The sequence below is a fragment of the Celeribacter marinus genome, from assembly GCF_965656515.1.
Taxonomy (GTDB): Bacteria; Pseudomonadota; Alphaproteobacteria; order Rhodobacterales; family Rhodobacteraceae; genus Celeribacter; species Celeribacter marinus_D.
Window position 1 is genome coordinate 39,934 of record NZ_CBFHKW010000012.1, and the last position, 20,664, is coordinate 60,597.

Here is a 20,664-nt window from a genome sequence, read left to right on the forward strand (position 1 = left end):
TCATATTGGGCGATAGGGAGGGTGCTGCGTATTTGGCGCGCGAAGCACTTTGTGCGACTATCGCGATATCATTCGGCGATGATGCCAATCAAAACTCGGCAACTGTCGCAGGCGTGCTTTCAGGGGGTAATCCCACTAAATCTAATGGTGACGGATGCAGCGGGTCACACAAATGGAAGGGCCGCCATTTGAGTCCGTTTTGTTGTTGCATTCCGCAAGTTTGTACCAGTTTTTGTGTTTCGCTGCTGCTTTTAACAAGATTTAGGTGAATAGATGCGGTGTGGCTCTTGCAATTGTGCGCAATTACCGCACATTTAACCAAATAACATTGCAATTGAGTCAGGAATTCACGTGTCCCTCTTCTTTATCGTTGCTTTGCCGTTCTTCGGCGCGCTGTTGCCAGGTTTGATGAATGCCGCGGGTCGGTCGGCAACAGCTGGCGTCACCTTCACCGTCACGTTGGCAGCCTTTGTCGGCCTGTTGACCAACCTGCCTGCGATCCTTGCGGGTAATGTCGTGATGGTGCGCGTCGACTGGTTGCCCTTGCTTGGGTTGAACTTTTCGCTGATGCTGGATGGCTTGGGGTTTTTCTTTGCCTTCCTGATCCTTGGAATTGGGCTGTTAATCATTGCTTTTGCGCGGCATTATCTTAGCCGCGATGATAACATGGGACAGTTTTTCACCTACCTGCTGCTCTTTCAGGGCGCGATGGTTGGTATTGTTTTGAGCGACAATATTCTGCTTTTGTTGGTGTTTTGGGAACTGACATCGCTATCATCATTCTTGCTGATCGGATACTGGAAGCATTTGCCCGAGGGGCGCCAAGGCGCAAGAATGGCGTTGACCGTGACAGGCATGGGCGGGCTTGCAATGATCGGTGGCATGCTGATCCTTGGTCAGATCGCGGGTAGCTATGATCTTAGTGTGATCTTGCAAAATCGTGACCTCATCCAAGCGGACCCGCTCTACGTTCCTGCGTTGATCCTTATCCTGCTTGGGGCTTTTACAAAGTCTGCACAATTTCCGTTTCATTTCTGGTTGCCTCATGCGATGGCCGCGCCCACGCCTGTGTCCGCCTACCTTCATTCTGCAACGATGGTGAAGGCTGGTATTTTCTTGTTGGCGCGCATGTGGCCCGTGCTGTCTGGCACGACAGAGTGGTTTATGATTGTGACCTCGGTGGGCTTGATCACTATGGTTTTGGGGGCGGTCATCGCTCTATTCAAACACGACCTAAAGGCGCTGTTGGCGTTTTCAACTGTCAGCCATTTAGGCTTGATCACTATGCTGCTCGGCACGGGCACAGCGTTTGGCGCGATGGCGGCGGTGTTTCATATCCTTAACCACGCCACGTTTAAGGCGGCGCTTTTTATGTCTGCCGGGATCATCGATCACGAAGCGCACACGCGCGATATCAGACGGCTTGGCGGCTTGAGAAAACTGATGCCCGTGACCTTTGGCGTCGCCAGCTTGGCGGCGTTGTCGATGGCGGGGATACCGTTGCTCAACGGGTTCTTGTCAAAAGAAATGATGCTGGAAGAAGCCTATCATACGGTGCTGTTCAGTTCTTCGTGGCTGGTGCCTTCTTTGGCAGTTGTCGGGGCCTTGTTTTCGGCCGCCTATAGCTTCCGCCTGATCGGGCATGTGTTTTTGGGGCCCGTACGCGATGACTATCCCGCCAAACCTCATGATCCGGGTGCAGGCCTGTGGTTGCCGCCTTCGATCCTTGTTATGCTGGTTGTGCTCATCGGCGTCGCGCCGTTCATTGTCGAACCTCTGGTGAAGCTGGTTACAGCTTCTGTTTTGGGCGACGCGGCGGAGGTTCCCAAAGCGCACTTCAAGATCTGGCATGGCCTTGTACCTGCGCTATACATGTCGATCACGGCGGTTGTGGGTGGTTTGCTCTTGTTGGTGGTTTTCAATCCGGCATTGCGCCTGTGGGACAACGCACCGCGCCCTGAAGCCAAAGTCATTTTTGAGAGCCTCGTCAACTTTGTCGTCCGACTCGCCCGCACCATTACCCTGCCACTCCATAACGGTTCATTTACGCGTTATGCCGCGATCGCAATCATCACAATGGTCGCCGCGGGCTATTATGCGTGGACCACAGGAACAGTCGGCGCCGCAACGTACCGCATGCAAGCTGCCGGTGCTGTGCCTATTGCCGGCTGGCTGATGTTGGTGGCGGCGACTGCGGGGATGGTCATGATGCATCGTAACCGCCTGTTGTCACTGATCCTGATTGGCATTGTCGGGCTTATGGTGTCGACTGGGTTTGTGTTCCTAAGTGCCCCCGATTTGGCGATGACACAGTTTACTGTCGAAGTCGTCACGATCATTTTGCTGCTGCTCGCATTGAATTTTCTTCCAAATACAACGCCGGTGGAAAGCTCTGTTTTGAGACGGGTGCGCGATGCGGGTGTGGCGGTGATCGGTGGTCTGGCAACCTTTGGGCTGTCCTATCACTACATGCTGCGCGACCCGATCATCACACCTATTTCGGAATTTCATCTGGCCAACTCCTACAAGGGCGGCGGCGGCACAAACGTGGTGAACGTGATCCTTGTGGATTTCCGCGGGTTTGACACTTACGGCGAAATCATTGTGTTAGGCATTGCGGCGCTGCTCATCTACGCGTTGACCGAGACGTTGCTGAATGGTCCGGTGCGGGCGCGTCTACTGAACCGCAAGCCCGATCAGGCGCGTTCGGGCATGAGACATCCGATGATGATGGTCGTGCTTACGCGCGTTCTTTTCCCGATTATTGTAATGGTAGGGTTCTACATCTTTCTGCGTGGCCACAATGAGCCGGGTGGTGGATTTATTGCGGGCCTGATCGTATCGATTGGTGTGGTTATGCAATACATGGCCAGCGGTTTTGGCTGGGCATCTGCGCGGCTACGCTATCCGTATCACGGGGTGATCGGGGCCGGCGTCTTGATCGCGGGCTTGACGGGCATCGGATCTTGGTTTGTCGGGAAACCATTTTTGACATCGGCCTTTACCTATGTACGCATCCCGCCGTTTGAAACGTTCGAGTTGGCCACTGCGGCGTTATTCGACTTGGGTGTCTTTCTGGCCGTTGTGGGGGCTGTCATGCTGTCGCTAGAAAGTTTTTCAAGACTTGCGGGACTCGCAAACGGGCCAAGCGATAACAACAACCCTATGGACGTCGACCCGTCACGCGACGATCTAACTGCATCTAAAGAGAAGGCCGTTTAACATGGAGCTGCTTGTTGCATCCGCCATCGGAATTTTGACGGCAGGAGGGCTGTATCTTACGCTGCGCCTGCGAACATTTCCGGTGATCTTAGGCATTTCGCTACTGACCTATGCGGTGAATGCCTTTTTATTTGCCACAGGGCGCTTGACCGTGGGCGCACCGCCCATTTTGCGTGAGGGGATCGAAACGTATACCGATCCGCTTCCGCAAGCGCTGGTTTTGACGGCGATCGTAATTTCCTTCGGGATGACAGCCGTTGTGGTGATGATCAGCCTTGGCGCATTTCTCGGCTCTGATGATGACCATGTGGATGATCAACCTGATCGTGATGAACTCCGTCCGGAGGGCACGTCATGATCCATTGGGTCGTAGCTCCCGTTATTCTGCCTGCACTAGTCGCACCGTTTATTGTGCTCGCGGCGCGCTATCATATTGGCATCCAGCGCGTTCTGTCGGTCACCGGCATTGCGGCACTGGTTTTGGTGTCGATCGGGCTGGCATTGCAGGCCGCAGATGGCACAATCACGCTCTATCAGATGAGCGACTGGGCGGCGCCCTTTGGCATCGTTTTGGTTGCTGATCGTCTTTCCACGATGATGGTTTTGTTGACTGCGGTGCTTGCTCTGTTTGTGCTGCTCTATGCCATCGGCTCGGGATGGGACAACAGGGGGCGACATTTCCACGCGCTGTTTCAGTTTCAGGTGATGGGGATCATGGGCGCGTTCCTAACAGGCGATTTGTTCAACTTGTTTGTGTTCTTTGAAGTGCTGTTAATCGCGTCCTACGGGTTGATGATCCACGCAGGCGGAAATGCGCGGCTTAGGGCCGGTGTACAATACGTCTTGTTCAATCTGATAGGCTCAACCCTCTTTCTCTTTGCGCTCGGGTCGATCTATGCGGAAACAGGCACACTGAATATGGCCGATCTGGCCAATCGTGTGACCTTGATCAGTCCAGACGAAACCGTCGGTATCCGAGTGGCTGCCGTGCTGTTGCTTCTGGTCTTTGCGATCAAAGCGGCGGTGGTGCCACTTCATTTTTGGCTGCCGTCTAGCTACGCCGAAGCCCCTGCACCTGTAGCCGCCTTATTTGCGATCATGACCAAGGTGGGCGCCTATGCGATCATCCGCGTTTATACCATGATCTTTCCGCCGAACCTCGACGTGACATCAGGATTGCATGATGTCTGGTTGCTGCCCGCAGCCTTAGTGTCTTTGGCCATCGGGATGATCGGTGTACTTGCGGCCAAAAAGCTTGACCGTTTGGTGGCGTATTCGGTGATTGGCTCCATGGGAATGGTGATGGTGTCTATCGCACTGTTTACGCCTGCGGGCATTGCGGCCGCGCTTTACTACGTCGTGCATTCGACGCTCGCGGCAGCCGCGCTGTTTCTTATTGTCGATTTGGTGCGCAGCGGGCGGGCAGATTTGGATCTGACACCACAACCCGTCATTGTTGGAAACCCCCTCACGGCCGCTTTGTTTTTTGTAGGCGCCATAGCAATGGCGGGCCTGCCGCCGTTGTCGGGCTTTCTGGGAAAGCTTCTAATTCTGGATGCAAGCTCTGACAGTAGTTTGATGGGTTGGATTTGGGTGATTGTTTTAAGCTCGAGTCTCATCAGCATCGTCGGGTTTGCGCGTGCAGGCAGCATTCTGTTTTGGAAGGCACATAGCGTCGAGAGTAGCGATGATGCGCAAGCGCCACAGGGCGAAGCGTCAGCACAACGCCCAGCGGCCCTGTCATATGTTGCGGTTGGTGGGCTGATATCGCTTCTGGCTGCGCATACTGTTTTTGCAGGTCAGGTTCACGGCTACACCACCACAATGGCGGCTGAACTGTTCACGCCGCAGCCTTATATTTCTACTGTGGTCGACACACCCGGCAAGCTGAGCAATCCGAAGGGGGATCACTGAAATGGCACGCGCATATAACTGGCTTTTTCCGCATCCTGTGTTGACGCTTTTGCTCGCGATTATCTGGACCATGTTGCAGAACGAAGTCTCGGCTGGGATGGTTGTTTTCGGCATCATACTTGGCATTATCATTCCGCGTATGACGTCGATTTGGTGGCCAGATAGACCCAAAGGGTTCCGCCTTGGAAAGATGGTGACCTACAGCATCATGGTAATGTGGGATATCGTGGTGGCCAATGTTCAAGTTGCCTGGATTGTTCTGAGCGTTCCGAATTCTAAACTAAAGCCTGCTTGGATCGTGATTCCACTGGAGCTGCGCGAGCCGGAGGCGATCACTTTGCTGGCTGGAACAATCACACTTACCCCTGGCACCGTGTCGGCCGATCTGTCGGCCGAAGGGCGCAGCTTGCTTGTGCATGTGTTGCACACGACTGATCCAGACGCGGAAGTCGACGTCATAATGAACCGCTATCAACGCCGCCTAAAGGAGATATTCGCATGACAGCTGCTACAGAGTTTTTGAATATCGCGTTGATGATCGCATTTGGGACACTGGCCCTCGGACAAATATTGTCGATGGTGCGGCTCGTGATTGGCCCGACACCGGGCGACCGCATTCTTGCGCTGGATACAATGGTGATTAATGCGCTGGGGCTGGTGGTTCTGCTAGGCATCTATCAGGGCGTACAGATCTATTTCGAAGTGTCGCTATTGATTGCGATGTTGGGATTCGTCTCGACCGTGGCATTGGCGCGCTTTATTCTGCGGGGGGACATTATCGAATGACTGTCGAAATTATTGGAACTTACGCGGTTGCGATTTGTTTGCTGATTGGCTCAGGGTTCGTAGCAGTCGGGGTTATCGGGCTGTTGAAATTCAACGATTCAATGACACGTCTGCATGCCCCGACAAAAGTTGGGACGGTGGGGATTGGTGCTTTGCTATTGGCCTCGATGGCCCATTCGTTTGTGTTGGGAGATACGTCGACACACGAGATCCTCATTATGGTGTTTTTATTCGTCACAGCTCCGATTTCAGCGAATTTCATTGCAAAAGTGAACATCCATCTGCGGTCTTCGAGTACGCCACCCGCGCCGTCGAACGATATTGCATGGTCGACATTGAACGTCTCTGAGGATGACCGCGAGATTGCGAAATCGGATCCAAGCTAGGTCTGAGTTCACCAATGTAGCGGGGCAATGGAGGCACCGCCGCGTGTTCCACGCTCTGGCATCAGACTCTCTTGTCATAGTTGGTAGGTCATTGCCGGCACGTTCAAAACCGCGAATGCTCAAAGATGGCGGACTTTGCGATGGTGGTGGACACCGGCAGTTTCTGCGGTGCCTCCGACAGTCTCTTGCTGTCCCCGCCCTATTGGTGTCCGATCCGGTGGCGTGCCCCGGGCGGCAGCTTTTGTATCGTTCCCCCCGCCGGATCGCGTTCACGTGTCGCATGCCGATTTCATTTGATCGGCCGTGCAAAACAAAACTCGCGAAAGTTAATCTACGGCTGACGGCGGCACACATGAATGAAGAACAAAATGGCGATCCCGGGAGGACTCGAACCCCCAACATCCTGATTAGAAGTCAGGTGCTCTATCCAGTTGAGCTACGGGACCGTCTGCATTTTCGCTACTTATCAGAACACAAATGCGGTGAAAAGCACCAATGGGGCGTGATGGTCTGAGTTATCTTCTCGCGACGTTTCCCCGCTTTCGTGCTTGCGGTCGAGCGCGGTGTTTCATGCTTAGCCAACCGGTACGATTTACGCGTCTGCGCAGGGCCGACTTTTGCACCCTGATGGGGTCTCAATGAGCTTTGATAACACAATCGACCAAGCGGTCTGGCATTGAGAAAAAGGGTGAGTGTGACGATGGTAGGTGGTCCACATGGCTTGTTGGCCAGCCCTTGGTCATCGTTACTTGGAACGCTGGAGGAATAATGCGGTCATGGTCGCAGATCACGTAGCGGCGCGGTACACTGGCATAATTGCCCGTTAACGCAAGTACGGTTTCTTGGGGGGCAATGGCTTGGGCCGAAAGTCTTGGGATCGCAAAGTCTATGATCTCGGGCCCGCAATCGTGAAACAGGGTCTCAGCGGCCTTTTCCGGAATAAATTGAAAGGCCAATCCGTCATCCGTGCGTTCGATGACATCTAGGATCGGGTGGCTTGGTGCGGAGCGTCGGCGATCCGCGAGACTCATCCCGTCTACGGGAACATAGGCGCAGACGTAGACAAGGCGGGACACTTTATCTGGAGCCACCTCTGCCACGGCGGAGATCGGATAGCCGCCAGCAGAGTGGCCAACTAGGACGACAGGTGCGCCGCCATGGGCCTCGATATCTGCTAAAATCGCATCACGGTAAGCTGCGAGTGTCACATCCTCAAGGGGCGTGGTGTCGCTACCGTGCGAAGGCAGGTCCAATGCGCGGGCCTGTAGGCCGCGTTTTGACATCTCGGTCAAAACGTCCCGCCAACACCATGCGCCATGGCCAGAGCCATGAATGAATAAATAAGCGGGGCTACTTTGTGTCATGGTGCGCGGTGTGGCCAATCTCGGTTAAAAACGCAGATAGCAAAGCCGCAAAGTCTTTGGGTGCATCGACGCACGGCAGGTGACCAGATTTGCGCATCAATTCAAATCGCGACCCAGGAATAAGATTGATGGTTTCGCGCACCAGATCTGGCGGGGTCGATCCGTCATGTCCTCCCGCTATCCCGAGGCAGGCCAATCGCAAGCCTGAGGTCGGTGTGTAAAAGTCTGTTCCAGATATGGCGGCGCAGCATCCCAAATAGCCGGCTTGGTCTGTGTCCATAATAGCATTTCCCCAATGCGTTGCCTCATCGGTGGTGCGAAAGTCAGGTGCGAACCAACGTTCCAGAGTCGGAACAACTATACTTTCCAATCCGCGGGTGCGAATTTGCGTGATGCGCGCATCCCAAACCGAGGGCAGGCCGAGCTTGGCGGCCGTATTGGACAGGACGATTGCGCGAATTTGATCAAGGCGTTTGATTGCGAGACCCTGCGCGATCATGCCGCCAATAGAACTACCGACAAACACACAATCGCGCACGCCGAGAGTATCAAGAAGCTGCTCGGCATCCGAGACGAGGCTTCCCATCGAATAGGGGCCGCGCGGCACATCAGATTCGCCGTGGCCCCGCATGTCGTATCTGATAACGCGCAGGGTATCGGTCGGCAGGTGTGCAAGGGCGGCATCCCAAACAGTTAAATTGACGCCCAATGCATGTGAAAACACGACAACTGGGGCGTCTTTTGGACCTGTGTCTCTAACGTTGAGTTGGGTTCCGTTAACTTCGACGCGCATCGCTTGCCTCATGCTCACAATCTGGTGATTGCGTCAAACAATAGCGGTGCGCGTCGACGCCTTCAATGAGCGACAGCGATCATACCCGAAATTATCAGGCCGCCACCGAGGATCATTCGGGGGGTAAACTTTTCCCCCATAAATAAAGCAAATACGAGAACGAGTGCCGTCTCGACACCCACCAAGATGAGGTACAATTGGCTCATCGAGTTGTGTTTTAAAAGCGCGATCTCGCCAGAAGCGGCGAGTGCAAGACCCGCGAGGATGAGTGCGGCTCCTCCCCAAGCAAATTGTATACCTGAGACAAGTTTCATCCCCATGGTGGCCAGCGCGTAGCTTGACCCAACAAGGATTAAAAGAACGGATTGCGGTACTGCATAGGCAAACATATGGCCTCTTGTTGTTGTTAACGATGGTGACACTATACCGCTGCACTGCCGCATTTTCCACAAGAATATAGGGGGTGTTACGCAGCGGATTCTTCAATTTGAGCCAAAAAGCGCTCGATAACCGACACGCTTTCGGGTTCGTCCAAGAAGGGGACGTGACCACGATCAGCGACTTGAGCGGCAATCATATCCGGACGCCGAACCTGCATCTGCTCCAAACAATTCTGGGAGAGAAGGTTGGAATTTGCGCCCCGCAGGATAGCAAGAGGCAGGTCGCAAAGAGCGTCGAAGAGGCGCCATAGATCGGGTGTGTTGTCCATTGCCGCGGCCTCGACCGCATCACGCAACTTGGGGTCATAGCGCAATTCCAAATGAGTTGGCCCACTGTCCCAAAGCCGTCGCGCGTAAGCCAACCACTGAGAGCGCGACACATTTGAAAAATGCGCACCAAGAGCGAGCGGTAGTTTGTCTGCGGCATCTGAGTACGAGCGATAGGGGCATGGGCGCCCGAGGTATGTCATGATGTGGGCAAGGCCTGAGGAATCCAGTTCGGGACCAATGTCGTTAAGCAACACGCCAGACAAACGCTCTTTTGCCGTGGCCGCCAACACCATTGCAATCAGACCGCCACGTGACGTGCCTAAGAGGGCTACGCGATCAACTTTGAGGTGATCGAGCAGGGCCAAAGCGTCCTTGCTCTCTTGGGCAATGGTGTATGTTGCAGGGTCGGCACACTGGGATGCGCCACGCCCACGGCTATCGAGTCTGATAATCCGCGCACGGTGCGCGAAGTGATCGACCACAGGCTCAAAGTCATCCATGTTTCGGGTCAGACCAGCGAGACACAAAAGGGGGATGCCGCTACCGATATCATCATAGGCAAGAGTTACACCGTCTTGTGCTTCGAAGAATAAATGAGATGTGCGCATGGTGACCTCCTTATGTGTCCCGCAACGTGAGGTTCCCCTCGCCACTGCGATGAGACGGACCTTGAAAGGCTTTGCCGGCGCGCGCAATCGTTTTCTAAAATCGCTCAGGAGAGGTTGGAACCGAGCAGCGCGAGTATCTTGAACTCTATATTTGAGGCGCAACTCGTACGTTTTCTCGGCGGCGTTGCCATACGCCGCGTGATCACTCTGCGTTCTATTTTGCGATGGGGATGCGGAATTGACGGCTGTACAAGCGCGCCCGTTTCGGTCGCTGACACAAGCCCGCAGATTTAATGTATTGCTATCACCAACGTTTAGTGGCGCAGCGCGCGATTAGGTTGGCCACTATGCCCGATGGTCTGGCCGCCAGGCTCATGGACCGTGCGCCGTTTGACGTTCGACCCTCGGTTCATCGGGCTGAACGTGTCGCAGCCCAGACAACGCTGGGCTGCGACTATCGTTATATCAATCGTACAGAACAGCTTGAATTTCAGCATTATCGATATTGGATTGGTCGTAGTAGTAGAAACCTGTGTCGATGATGGCTGGTAGTGTTTCACCATTCATTGCGGCAACTGCGGCCTTGACCGTTTCATAGCCGATACCAACGGGGTTTTGCGTGATTGCACCGTTCATTAGGCCGTCGCGGATTGCATCTGTCTGGGCTTTGCCTGAATCGTAACCGATGACTGTTAGCCCTTTCGTGCCCATTTCGCGCACTGCGTTGACGATGCCGATAGCGGAGCCTTCGTTGGTGCCGAACATGCCACCCAGATCAGGGTTCGCGGTCAAAATTGCCTTGGCCACTTCGGTGGACTGCAACTGGTCGCCCGCGCCGTATTGAACGCTGACAACTTCGATGCCGGGGTATTCGCTTGCCATCCGGTTAAGAAAGCCATCGCGGCGGTCAATACCTGTGCGGCTGGTCTGGTCGTGGGCTACAACCGCAACGGTGCCCGTACCGCCAAGGAAGTCAGCCATTTTATCCGCAGCCAATGCAGCGGCAGCAACGTTGTCGGTGGTGGCCGTTGACATTGGAATGTCACTGTCCACACCGCTGTCGAATGCGATGACTGGAATGCCAGCCTCGGATGCTTGACGGAGCAGCGGGATCGCTGCTTGGCTGTCGAGTGCGGCAAAGCCGATAGCCGCAGGGTTGTTGGCCAATGCTGCTGAGAGCATATCGATCTGACGGTCGACCATAGTTTCGTTGTCTGGGCCTTCGAATGTGATGCGCACATTGAATTCTTCGGCGGCCTGATCTGCACCGGATTTTACGGCCTGCCAGAACTGGTGCTGAAAGCCTTTCGAGATCAGCGGAATGTAAATCTCGTCTTGTGCAGAGACGGCAGATGCCGAACCAAAGGCAAGAGAAGCGCTAAGAGCGCCAATGAGAACGCGACGTGACAACATGTGGTTTCCTCCTCGGTTGTCGATTGACCTGACCGAATAACGATCAGGGTTCGTGGTGAGTTCGTCTGTTAGCTAGATTTCTTGCGGCGCATCATGTCCGCATAGACAGCCAGAATAATAATTGCGCCGGTCACAACTGTTTGCCATTCCTGCGCCACGGAAAGCACCCGCAGCCCATTGGTCAACACGGCCATGATCAACGCCCCAATCAATGAGCCAAGAATAGACCCGCGCCCGCCAGATAGGGACGTGCCGCCGATCACAACCGCGGCAATCGCCTCAAGCTCATAGCCTAGGCCTAGTGCGGGTTGTGCCGAATTAAGGCGCGATGCGATCAGCAATCCTGCGATGCCAACGATGGCACCGGCCAACGCGTAAATCGCAATTTTCCAACGGTCGGTATTCACACCTGATAGCCGCACAGATTCCTCGTTTGATCCCAAGGCAAAGCAATAGCGACCAAGAACGGTACGGTTCAAAATATACGCCGTGACAGCCGCAACAATGAACAGGATCAAAACACCATTGGGGAGCGGTAGGGCAGGTAGAACGTCACCAATCAAAGACCCACGCGAAATTTCACTAAACCCCGGCGTATCGTTGAAATAGATCGGGCGCGTACCCGAAATCACGAGGCTCAGACCCTTGAGGATCAGCATCATACCAAGAGTGGCGATAAACGGAGGGATCGCCATTTTGGCGACAAATGTGCCGGAGCATGCACCGCACAGGGCGCCGGTCAGAACTGCCGCGATGACGCCGAACATCAATGGCATTCCCGCGTAGGTCAGCACAACGCCCGTTATGACCGCGCAGAATGTCATCATCGTGCCGACCGAAAGATCAATACCGCCGGTAATGATGACCAAGGTTACAGCGATCGCCAGAACGCCATTCACAGACGTTGCCTGTAAAATGGAAATCATGTTCGACGTCTGCATAAAGTTGGGTGACGCAATGGAAAACCCGATCAGTAACACCACAAGACTGGCAAACGCCAAAACCCGCTGATGCGTGCCCGCCGCGACAATGCGCGACAAGGTCGACTTTGGGGCATCTACTGTTGTCGTGGTCATTTTACGTCCTCCGCGCCGGCCAACGCAGTGTCGCGCTGGGTGGCTAATTCCATGATTTGTTCTTGTGTGGTGCCTTCGCCGCCAGGCAAAATGCCCGTTAGGCGGCCTTCGCACATCACCGCAATGCGGTGACTGAGGCGCATGACTTCGGGCAGTTCGGATGAGATAACGATGATCGCGCGCCCCTGTGCCGCGAGAGCCTCAAGCAAGGCGTAGATTTCCGACTTCGCGCCAACGTCGATCCCGCGTGTGGGTTCATCAAAGATCAGCACATCACAGTCGCGCAATAGCCATTTGGCAATCACGACCTTTTGCTGGTTGCCGCCCGACAAAAGCCGCACCTCTTGCATATCGGACGGTGTGCGAATGCCCAGCTGGTCGATGTATTTGACAGCAACGTCTTTCATCGACGCCTCGTTCAGCACCCCGAGCCGGTTCGTAAACCGTCCCAGATCCGCCATCGGAATGTTGGCGCGGACTGTCATATCGATGGCAAGGCCAAAGTGCTTGCGATCTTCCGACAGATACCCAATTCCCGCTTGGACGGCTGTATGAGGTGTGCGGATATCAACGGGTTGACCATGAACGAATATCTCGCCCGCATCACGTGGATCCGCGCCAAATATAATGCGTGCGACTTCGGTACGTCCCGCGCCCATCAGGCCAGCAAAGCCGAGAATTTCACCTTTGCGGACATCAAAACTAACATCGCGCACCTCTTTGCCACGCGTCAGATTGCGAACGTCAAGCGCCACTTCGTTTCGTGATGTGTCCGGAATGACAGGTGCCGTTTGAGTCACATCGCGACCCACCATCAGTTGGATGATCTTGGCCAGGGGGGTGTCGGCGGCCTGAACAGTATCGATATAGGCTCCATCGCGCAAAATGGTGACGCGGTCGGCGATCACCTTGATCTCGTCCATGCGGTGGCTGATGTAAACGATGCCCACGCCATTCGCCTTGAGCATGTTGATCACCTTGAACAGCTCGGAAATCTCGGTGTCGTTCAGGGCGGCGGTTGGTTCGTCCATGATCAGAACGCGCGGGTTATACGATAGCGCCTTTGCGATTTCGATCAGCTGTTGGCGGGCAATTGTTTGGGTGCTGACTTGCGTGCGCGGATCCATCGCCAAATTGAGCGAAGCAAAGATTTCAGCGGTTTTCGCATTCAGCGCCGGCTCGTCCAATCGGCCGAAACTGCGGCGTGGCTCACGCCCGATCAGCACGTTTTGGGCCGCAGTCAAGTCGTTCATTAGGCTGAGTTCTTGATGAATGATGCCGATGCCGAGGTCTTGTGCGGCGCGTGGACTATCGGGGGCGACAGGATTGCCATCAACAAACATCTCGCCGCCATCACGCGAATAGATGCCTGACATAATTTTCATCAAGGTCGACTTGCCTGCACCGTTCTCACCCATCAGGGCGTGAACTTCACCGGGCCGCAGATCGAATTGCACCGCTTTGAGCGCGTGAACTCCGGGAAAGCGTTTCTCGATCCCTCTCATTTCGACCAAGTAAGTCATGTGCTTCGGCCCTCCCAAACCAATGCTTTGCCGTCAACCCGCACCTGCGCCACAAGCTAAGGCTGTTCGACTCGTCGCAACTCTATTTCTACTTGGCAACACATCCCTCTGAAGCGGCCCGCGCACACAATTGTTTTTTTGCGTTGCGTTGTGGAGTGTCGCGCTGGTGCCCATGCTCACATCACCGCGCCAATCTGCCACGGTACGAATTCGACCCCGCCAAACCCCAACTCTTCGCTCTTTGTTTGCTCACCCGAGGCGACACTTATAAACATCTCAAAGATATCTCGCCCCTTGTCGTCCAAGGTGACGCCTTCGCTGACGATGTCACCGCAGTTGATATCCATATCGTCGGACATCCGCCGATACATTTCGGAATTGGTGGCGACCTTGATGCAGGGTGTCGGCATATAACCCGACACTGATCCGCGTCCGGTGGTAAAGACGATCAGGTTGGCACCGGATGCAATTTGCCCCGTCACCGAACACGGATCGAATCCGGGGCTATCCATAAACACAAAGCCCTTTTTGTCGATTTTTTCGCCGAACAGATACACATCTGTCAGGGGCGCACTGCCACTTTTGGCGACAGCACCCAGTGACTTTTCCAGAATTGTGGTCAGCCCGCCGCGCTTGTTGCCGGGGCTTGGATTGTTGTCCATCTCACCTTTGTTGCGGGCGGTGTAATCTTCCCACCACCGGACGCGGTCAATCAGCTTTTCGCCGACTTCGACGGTTGCCGCGCGGCGGGTCAGTAGGTGCTCAGCCCCATAAATCTCCGATGTCTCGGACAAGATCGTGGTGCCGCCGTGACGCACCAGCATATCGGACGCAACACCAAGTGCAGGATTGGCGGTGATGCCGGAGTATCCGTCAGAGCCGCCACACTGCATCCCTACAGTCAAATGCGAGATCGCAGCGGGCTTGCGCACAGCAGTGTTTGCTAATGCTGCGATACTGCGCAGCTCTTCAAGGCCTTTTTCTATGGTCTTGCGGGTGCCGCCCTCATGCTGGATCGTCATATACCGGAGCGCACCATCAGCGCGGATTGGACGACCGCCCACAAGGGCGGACACTTGCATGACTTCGCAGCCAAGGCCGATCAGTAAAATGCCGCCAAAATTGGGATGCTGCGCATATCCTGATAACGTCCGCAACAGCGTGTCATAGCCTTCGTTTTCACCCGACATGCCACAACCAGTCCCATGGGTGATCGGGACAATCCCGTCGACATTGGGAAAGGCATCAAGAAGGCCGGACTTTTCCGCAGCTTCGGCGATGAATTTAGCCACTGACCCAGAGCAATTTACCGATGTTAGGATGCCAAGGTAGTTACGCGTACCAACCCCACCATCAGCGCGGTGATAGCCGTTGAATGTGCGTGTGTCCAAAGCCGCATCTAGCGCCACAGCCTCGCTTGCGTGTGCATAGTCACGGGTGTGCTCGCCCATGCCGAGGTTTTGCACATGAACATGTTCGCCCACGGCGATATCGACCGTTGCCTGACCGATAGTTTGACCATAACGGATTACATTTTGTCCCGCAGCAATGGGTGCAACTGCAACTTTGTGTCCCTGCCTTGTCGACTGGAGTGTTTTAACCCCCGTTGAACAGATCTCTTCACCCGCGCCAATGTCCGCCATGGCAATCGCAACGTTATCGCTAGGGTGCAAGATAATCGCGCGGGGTGGTTGGTTCATCGCGAGTGTTCCTCTGGTCCAAGGGGAATTCTATCTGTTACATTAGTGCTAGCTTGACTCGTCATACCTGTCAACTAACATGCCAGTAGGGAGCCGTGACTTGCCTGATACACACCATGCACTCGACATCGAAAGCCTGACGGGACCATTGGGCCAGCGGATTTATTGCGCGCTGCGCAACAGTATTTTGGATCTGTCGTTGGAGCCTGGAATGGCGCTGCGCAAAGGGGCACTTTGCGAGCAATTGGGTGTGTCGCGTTCGCCCGTTGCCGAGGCGCTGGGGCGACTATCGTCTGAGGGTTTGGTCGACATCATCCCACAATCCGTCACGCGCGTGTCGCGGTTTTCGATGAGCGAGCTGCGCGAGGAAAGCTTTCTCAGGGACGCGATTGAAGTCTCTGCGGTTGGCAAAGTGGCCAAGGAGAGAACCGACGAGCAATTGAGAAAGTTAAAACGAAATCTTCAGATGCAAAACCTATTGGTGGCAGACGGAGATTTTCAGGGCTTCTTTGAGGCAGATCTAGCGTTCCACGACTTGATTCTCGCTTTTACGGGCTTTCCCAAAGTCGCCCTTGCCGCTGATCAAATGTCGTTACAGCTTCGCCGTGCACGTGTGCTGATCCTTCCTGAAAAGGGCCGAAAAGCCGAATCCGTGATGGAACATAAGGCCATCCTTGACGCAATTGAGGCACAAGATGTCAACGCCGCGAAAAGGGCAATGTCGCGCCATTTAAGCTATTTGATTACACGCGTTGCTCCGCTTGAACGCCAGCGCCCCGAATATTTCCGACCCCATCGAAAGAGTAAAGATGACGCGCGCTAAGACGGTCCTTTTGAAACGCAGAACGAAACAGCCTGTATGACTGCGCCCGCTCTGATTTGGCTGTGCGCCGCTGAGCAACCTGTATCGAAATAGTGATGACGCACAAGCGCACGCCATGCGCGGCTAGAGGTGAAGATAGAACGGCAACACTGTGCGTCCCTACTGAAGTCTATCAGGACGACGTAATGTCTGGTTTCTTTACAAGATATTGATCGACACCCGTGTGGAAACTAAACTGTCATGTGTTCGATTGGTGCACCGACAACCCTCTTTTGGATGCCACCGGATCAGTGCCGCCAGACAAAGTAAAGGCGAACTTCTGTGCCGCTCTAGAAAGATCAGACGCGTTGGCATAAAGAAGACAAATTAGCTGTCGCCAAACCCGTTGCGGTTCTGACTGTTGTCATAAGTACCGCTGGGCTGTAGGGAAGCGGCCGCTGCCTGTTGTAACCCGTGTGGGCAACGTTTGCCAAATTGACAATGTTCCAGACACACGGACAAGGGCGATATGGACAAAAGTATTCTGAGGTTGCGCAAAATATTAAACGCGCCACAGCACTTGCCGCAAGGCGAGAACTTGGTGCCGTTGGATGACGTGCCTCACGCTTCGGTTCTTGTTCTTGAGGATCCGTTGGCGCGCGGCATTTTGAAAAGTCCCGCCGCGGCCCCGTTTGATATGTGGGCGTACTATCTGGCGCTATGTCGTTTGACAGCCCAAGACACGCCGACCCTAACCGGCTTTTTCACCAACTCGCCAATGCTTCAACACACACAGGCGCACCGCGAGACACGCCGCAACAGCGCATGGGTTTACCGTGCGATCGAGGCCGATTTACAGGGTTGGCTTGAAGCGGATGACACATTTGCGGGCTGTGATGCCAGTAGCGCTCAGACTGCGTATGACAGCGCGCAACGCTTCATTGATCGCCTCTTTGTACGGATGGTATCCGCGGCGTCAGGATTGCCCGAACGCGACATTCCCGTTCTTCCTGGGCACCTGTTTGATCTTTTGCCGCGCCGCAAAACCGTTTTGGCGTGCGAGGCACAAGCCGCAGCCTTAGTGCATGCATTGAGTGATCAACTCGCGCGGACAGGAAAGAGCAAAGATGATGTTTGGGCCATACTCGTTTTGGTCATTATGGGCTATGATGCGCTGCGCGGAAGTGTCCTATATGCGTTGAGCGTGGGTGAGACTCCGACATCCTATGCATCGTATGATGCTTGGTTCAAAAGTATTGCCCCTGTCGCGCTTTTGCCGCGACGGTTTTCGCATGACGTAGAGATTGAAGGCCACTTATTCGTCGCGGGCCAGCTCGCCTATATCTTTCCTCACCTCATTCACCGCAGCCAAGCCAACGATGATGTTGCATCATCCCTCAGCTTTGGCGCAGGTCCCCATACATGCCCCGGACGGCGCATCGCACTTTTGGCCGCGTCGGCATTTTTCGCAAAAATTGGTGAGATACCCTCAGACAATAAACCCACCCCAAATCGACACTGGCGTCGAGATTTGGTGTTGATTGAAAAGGCAGGAAAAAATGACTGAACAGCCCCCCGTCGAACAGATGCAAAGTGTTCTTGACGTTGCTATGACCTATGTCAGTGAAGATTTGACACCACAAGACGCGTCCGCGATGTCCATCGCAAAGCTGGGCTTGGATTCCCTGTCTTTGATCGAGATGCAGTTGGAGGTTGAGGAGCGTTTTGGCCTTGAATTGGACGTCGACGCGCTGAGCTCGGATCAAACACTAGCCGAGCTGATTGCGAGTTTGACACCAATCGACGGATAAGCGTGGTGGCGGCACAACATCATCTGTTTTGGCTTCGACCCGACCGGAAGGTTCAATACTACGGGCACGGTGCGAACAAAGACCAAGAGCTTAGCGTTGCTCGGCTGAACTTGCGCACACTCACGCGTGCCAAAGAACAGCTTCGCGTGGGGTTAGATCTTCAGCTTCAACAAAACCCGACTTTTGCGCGTGCGCGTAGCGAAAGGGCGGTGATCCAAATGCGCGGCGCGCTCCATGCGCTCGAGAATGGGCAAGCGGTTGAAAATATCGCCCTTAAACGCGTGGTTTTAGGTGCACTCTCACATGGCGCATTGCCCGTTTTGAAACAGATCCGCACCCACGTTACACGGTTTGACCCCTTGCTCACACCTCAGTACCGAGACGTTGTTCCGTTGATAAACACCGACATGCCTGTGCGAGATGGCCTTTTGCTGCACCGGGCTGATCCGCATCTCTATCTGTGGACGCCAGCTAAAACCACACATGAAAGGCGGCTTTTGGTTTGCTTTTTGACTGCGACAAACACGCTTAATACCTCTTTACCTGTCGCTCATACACGATTGGCCGAACTTGGCGTGCCGATTTTGTACATCTACGGGTCACCTACATGGCATCCGTCCCGTGGTGTGGCTCAAAATTGGGATGTGGCCGCGAGTTCCCATGCCATCCGCGCGCTCATGGCGCGGTTCGGATTTGAAGCCTTCTACGGCCTCGGCGCCTCTCTTGGGGGTTACGCCGCGTGTCTCTATGCAAAGCCTCTTGGCCTTGAGCGGGTGTTGAACTTTTCGGGGTCAGCGGGTCATGTCCCCGGAGCAGGCGACGATCCTTTGCCCGTCTCAAACTGGGCGGATGGGTTCGACCACACACGTATCCTATCGATCTTTGCAAGTCATGATGCGACAGACAAAGCCATTTTGGCGAAGTATGACGCCGCACATTTCATGACGCAAAGACTGCTTTTGCCAACGGATCGCCATGGCACATTCACGACCTCTTGGACGGACGGGTATTTGCCACAGCTTCTTGATTGGCTCTGGTCTGGACGCGCAGTTGGCCGCGCTCCACAAAATCAATGATGATCACATAGGTCTGATCCGTTTGAAGAATCGCCGTCACACCACGGCCCTATGCCAAGGCCTGAGATCAAAATACTAAAGGATTGCTTGTGACAATTCGGGGTCCAAGCGAACCCCGTGGGCCGGCCCGAATATCCCTTCGGGGTGTTCGGCTCGACACGCACTCAAAGCGATACGATGAACCTGCGCAGTGCCGTTTGATGCCCATAGGTATCTTGGGCAGAAGATGGCTGAACTGTATATAAAAAGTCTGCCAGACATCCATGCCACATGCTTTGCGTCAACAAGAAACCGTTTTGCGCGCACGGACTGCCGCGTGCCGTTTGGCCGTAGGTCGTTTTGCCTTTGTGGCAGTGGTCGGCTTTGGCACCGTGGCGCATGCTCAAGAGGTCGACGCAATCGCCCCTGCGACCACGGTTGCTCCCGTGGTGAACATCTTGACACAAACAGCCGTCAAGCTTGGTGCGCTCACCTGCGCCGCGCGCGTCCAACAGGTCACCACGCGTTTGGGCGTCACTGCGCAAACGCGCGCTTCCCTCAGACGTCCGTCAAACCCGCCCGACACCAACAGCTTTTCCATTGCGATGACGGTCCCCGTCGATGGTGTCTTGGGGCTGGCCGTAGCTGATTTCTATCCGTCCTCGCAAGCGTGCAAGGCCGACTACGCCCTGACCGTCAACCTACCAGACAGATGCGCCACCGTGCGCGCGAACGGGTTCGCCGGACTGCGCTCCGAAAACGCACTCGATGAAACGATCACCGCGTTATCGGATCAAACCAATATGCGGGTGTTCCTCGTCTCCTCCGGCGCGGGATGTACCGTCATCAAAACCGAAACATTCGACTAACTAAAGGGACACATACATGAAACTCAAAACTATGCTTCTCATCGGCTCCGCCTTGGTGCCCATGGGCACGGGGGCATTTGCCGCTGACGCATCCTATACCACGTCCGCAGATGTAACTGATGGTGTCACAATTTCCGACGGTATGAATGACCAAGAATACCTTGAAACCTACAATTTCTTGGATAGCACGGCTACATCCACGACGGCGACATCGCTCAACACGACAGGTTCCTCAACCACGGCAGTGGGCAACACCGCGGCGGAAACTCAAGTGAACGGTACGATCGTTCAAATCGATGCAACAAATAGCATCGACCTCAATGCAGCCACTCGTGTCGACATTGACTCCACCCTAGTCCACATTGACGCAACGGATGACGTCTATTTGGGTGCTGGTGACTTCACTCGCCTCTATGCAGGCCAAGACATTTCCCTCGACGCAAGCCAAGACCTCTACCTCGACGCAAGCCGAGACGTTTACCTCGACGCCAGCGCGGACGTAATCGTTGATGCAGGCAGTGATTTCACTGTCGACGCGAATGATGATATTGGCTTGTTTGCCGACACCAATGTAAGAATTAATGCTGATGAAAACTACGTTGTTGCTGCTGGCGATACGGCAGTCATTAGCT

General features: G+C 54.7%; 20 protein-coding genes and 1 tRNA gene. 12 read left to right on the plus strand and 9 right to left on the minus strand.

The window, feature by feature from the left end:
• The first annotated feature begins 351 nt into the window (after positions 1–351).
• From ACTG34_RS04645 to mnhG, 6 genes are read left to right on the plus strand one after another with little or no spacing between them, the layout of a single operon-like run.
• The gene (locus ACTG34_RS04645) at positions 352–3,222 is read left to right on the plus strand and encodes a monovalent cation/H+ antiporter subunit A (protein ID WP_439103837.1); all 2,871 of its coding nucleotides are present in this window, start codon (positions 352–354) and stop codon (positions 3,220–3,222) included.
• Between the two features lies 1 nt (position 3,223).
• On the plus strand, positions 3,224–3,580 hold the full coding sequence (locus ACTG34_RS04650) for a Na+/H+ antiporter subunit C (RefSeq protein ID WP_439103838.1): 357 nt from the start codon (positions 3,224–3,226) through the stop codon (positions 3,578–3,580).
• On the plus strand, positions 3,577–5,136 hold the full coding sequence (locus ACTG34_RS04655) for a monovalent cation/H+ antiporter subunit D (RefSeq protein WP_439103839.1): 1,560 nt from the start codon (positions 3,577–3,579) through the stop codon (positions 5,134–5,136). The genes ACTG34_RS04650 and ACTG34_RS04655 overlap by 4 nt, the downstream gene beginning before the upstream one ends.
• 1 nt (position 5,137) lies before the next feature.
• Complete coding sequence (locus ACTG34_RS04660) at positions 5,138–5,638, plus strand: Na+/H+ antiporter subunit E (protein WP_439103840.1); 501 nt, start codon at positions 5,138–5,140, stop codon at positions 5,636–5,638.
• On the plus strand, positions 5,635–5,922 hold the full coding sequence (locus ACTG34_RS04665; RefSeq protein ID WP_439103841.1) for a K+/H+ antiporter subunit F: 288 nt from the start codon (positions 5,635–5,637) through the stop codon (positions 5,920–5,922). The genes ACTG34_RS04660 and ACTG34_RS04665 overlap by 4 nt, the downstream gene beginning before the upstream one ends.
• Positions 5,919–6,308: a monovalent cation/H(+) antiporter subunit G gene (gene mnhG, locus ACTG34_RS04670; protein ID WP_439103842.1), complete on the plus strand. Its 390-nt coding sequence runs from the start codon at positions 5,919–5,921 to the stop codon at positions 6,306–6,308. Before ACTG34_RS04665 ends, mnhG begins: the two co-directional genes overlap by 4 nt.
• Before the next feature lie 369 nt (positions 6,309–6,677).
• Here mnhG and ACTG34_RS04675 read toward each other — a convergent pair.
• The 9 genes from ACTG34_RS04675 to ACTG34_RS04715 all read right to left on the minus strand — a co-directional run bounded on the left by ACTG34_RS04675 (position 6,678) and on the right by ACTG34_RS04715 (position 15,495).
• Positions 6,678–6,754, minus strand: a tRNA-Arg gene (locus tag ACTG34_RS04675).
• Positions 6,755–6,943: 189 nt separating this feature from the next.
• The gene (locus ACTG34_RS04680; protein ID WP_439103843.1) at positions 6,944–7,672 is read right to left on the minus strand and encodes an alpha/beta fold hydrolase; all 729 of its coding nucleotides are present in this window, start codon (positions 7,670–7,672) and stop codon (positions 6,944–6,946) included.
• On the minus strand, positions 7,659–8,465 hold the full coding sequence (gene pcaD / locus ACTG34_RS04685) for a 3-oxoadipate enol-lactonase (protein ID WP_439103844.1): 807 nt from the start codon (positions 8,463–8,465) through the stop codon (positions 7,659–7,661). The genes ACTG34_RS04680 and pcaD overlap by 14 nt, the downstream gene beginning before the upstream one ends.
• A gap of 62 nt (positions 8,466–8,527) precedes the next feature.
• A complete protein-coding gene (locus tag ACTG34_RS04690) occupies positions 8,528–8,854 on the minus strand; it encodes a hypothetical protein (protein WP_439103845.1) in 327 nt (108 codons plus the stop codon).
• A gap of 77 nt (positions 8,855–8,931) precedes the next feature.
• Positions 8,932–9,783 carry an alpha/beta fold hydrolase gene (locus ACTG34_RS04695; RefSeq protein ID WP_439103846.1) on the minus strand — a complete coding sequence of 284 codons (852 nt, stop codon included), beginning with the start codon at positions 9,781–9,783 and terminating at the stop codon, positions 8,932–8,934.
• A gap of 465 nt (positions 9,784–10,248) precedes the next feature.
• The gene (locus ACTG34_RS04700; RefSeq protein ID WP_439103847.1) at positions 10,249–11,196 is read right to left on the minus strand and encodes an ABC transporter substrate-binding protein; all 948 of its coding nucleotides are present in this window, start codon (positions 11,194–11,196) and stop codon (positions 10,249–10,251) included.
• A gap of 68 nt (positions 11,197–11,264) precedes the next feature.
• Positions 11,265–12,272, minus strand: coding sequence for an ABC transporter permease (locus ACTG34_RS04705; RefSeq protein ID WP_439103848.1), 1,008 nt, complete (start codon positions 12,270–12,272; stop codon positions 11,265–11,267).
• Complete coding sequence (locus ACTG34_RS04710) at positions 12,269–13,795, minus strand: sugar ABC transporter ATP-binding protein (RefSeq protein ID WP_439103849.1); 1,527 nt, start codon at positions 13,793–13,795, stop codon at positions 12,269–12,271. The genes ACTG34_RS04705 and ACTG34_RS04710 overlap by 4 nt, the downstream gene beginning before the upstream one ends.
• 176 nt (positions 13,796–13,971) lie before the next feature.
• The gene (locus tag ACTG34_RS04715) at positions 13,972–15,495 is read right to left on the minus strand and encodes a UxaA family hydrolase (RefSeq protein WP_439103850.1); all 1,524 of its coding nucleotides are present in this window, start codon (positions 15,493–15,495) and stop codon (positions 13,972–13,974) included.
• Between the two features lie 100 nt (positions 15,496–15,595).
• Here ACTG34_RS04715 and ACTG34_RS04720 point away from each other — a divergent pair, with 100 nt between their 5' ends.
• From ACTG34_RS04720 to ACTG34_RS04745, 6 genes are all read left to right on the plus strand, one after another.
• Positions 15,596–16,318, plus strand: a complete 723-nt coding sequence (locus tag ACTG34_RS04720; RefSeq protein ID WP_439103851.1) for a GntR family transcriptional regulator — start codon at positions 15,596–15,598, stop codon at positions 16,316–16,318.
• 508 nt (positions 16,319–16,826) lie between these two features.
• Positions 16,827–17,864, plus strand: coding sequence for a hypothetical protein (locus tag ACTG34_RS04725; protein WP_439103852.1), 1,038 nt, complete (start codon positions 16,827–16,829; stop codon positions 17,862–17,864).
• Positions 17,857–18,108, plus strand: coding sequence for an acyl carrier protein (locus ACTG34_RS04730; protein ID WP_439103853.1), 252 nt, complete (start codon positions 17,857–17,859; stop codon positions 18,106–18,108). Before ACTG34_RS04725 ends, ACTG34_RS04730 begins: the two co-directional genes overlap by 8 nt.
• Before the next feature lie 5 nt (positions 18,109–18,113).
• Positions 18,114–19,184, plus strand: coding sequence for a hypothetical protein (locus ACTG34_RS04735; RefSeq protein WP_439103854.1), 1,071 nt, complete (start codon positions 18,114–18,116; stop codon positions 19,182–19,184).
• Between the two features lie 263 nt (positions 19,185–19,447).
• Positions 19,448–20,032 (plus strand): hypothetical protein, encoded by a 585-nt coding sequence (locus ACTG34_RS04740; RefSeq protein ID WP_439103855.1) that lies wholly within the window; start codon positions 19,448–19,450, stop codon positions 20,030–20,032.
• Positions 20,033–20,048: 16 nt separating this feature from the next.
• Positions 20,049–20,664 (plus strand): hypothetical protein (locus ACTG34_RS04745; RefSeq protein WP_439103856.1); only part of this gene is annotated, 616 nt, incomplete at its 3' end.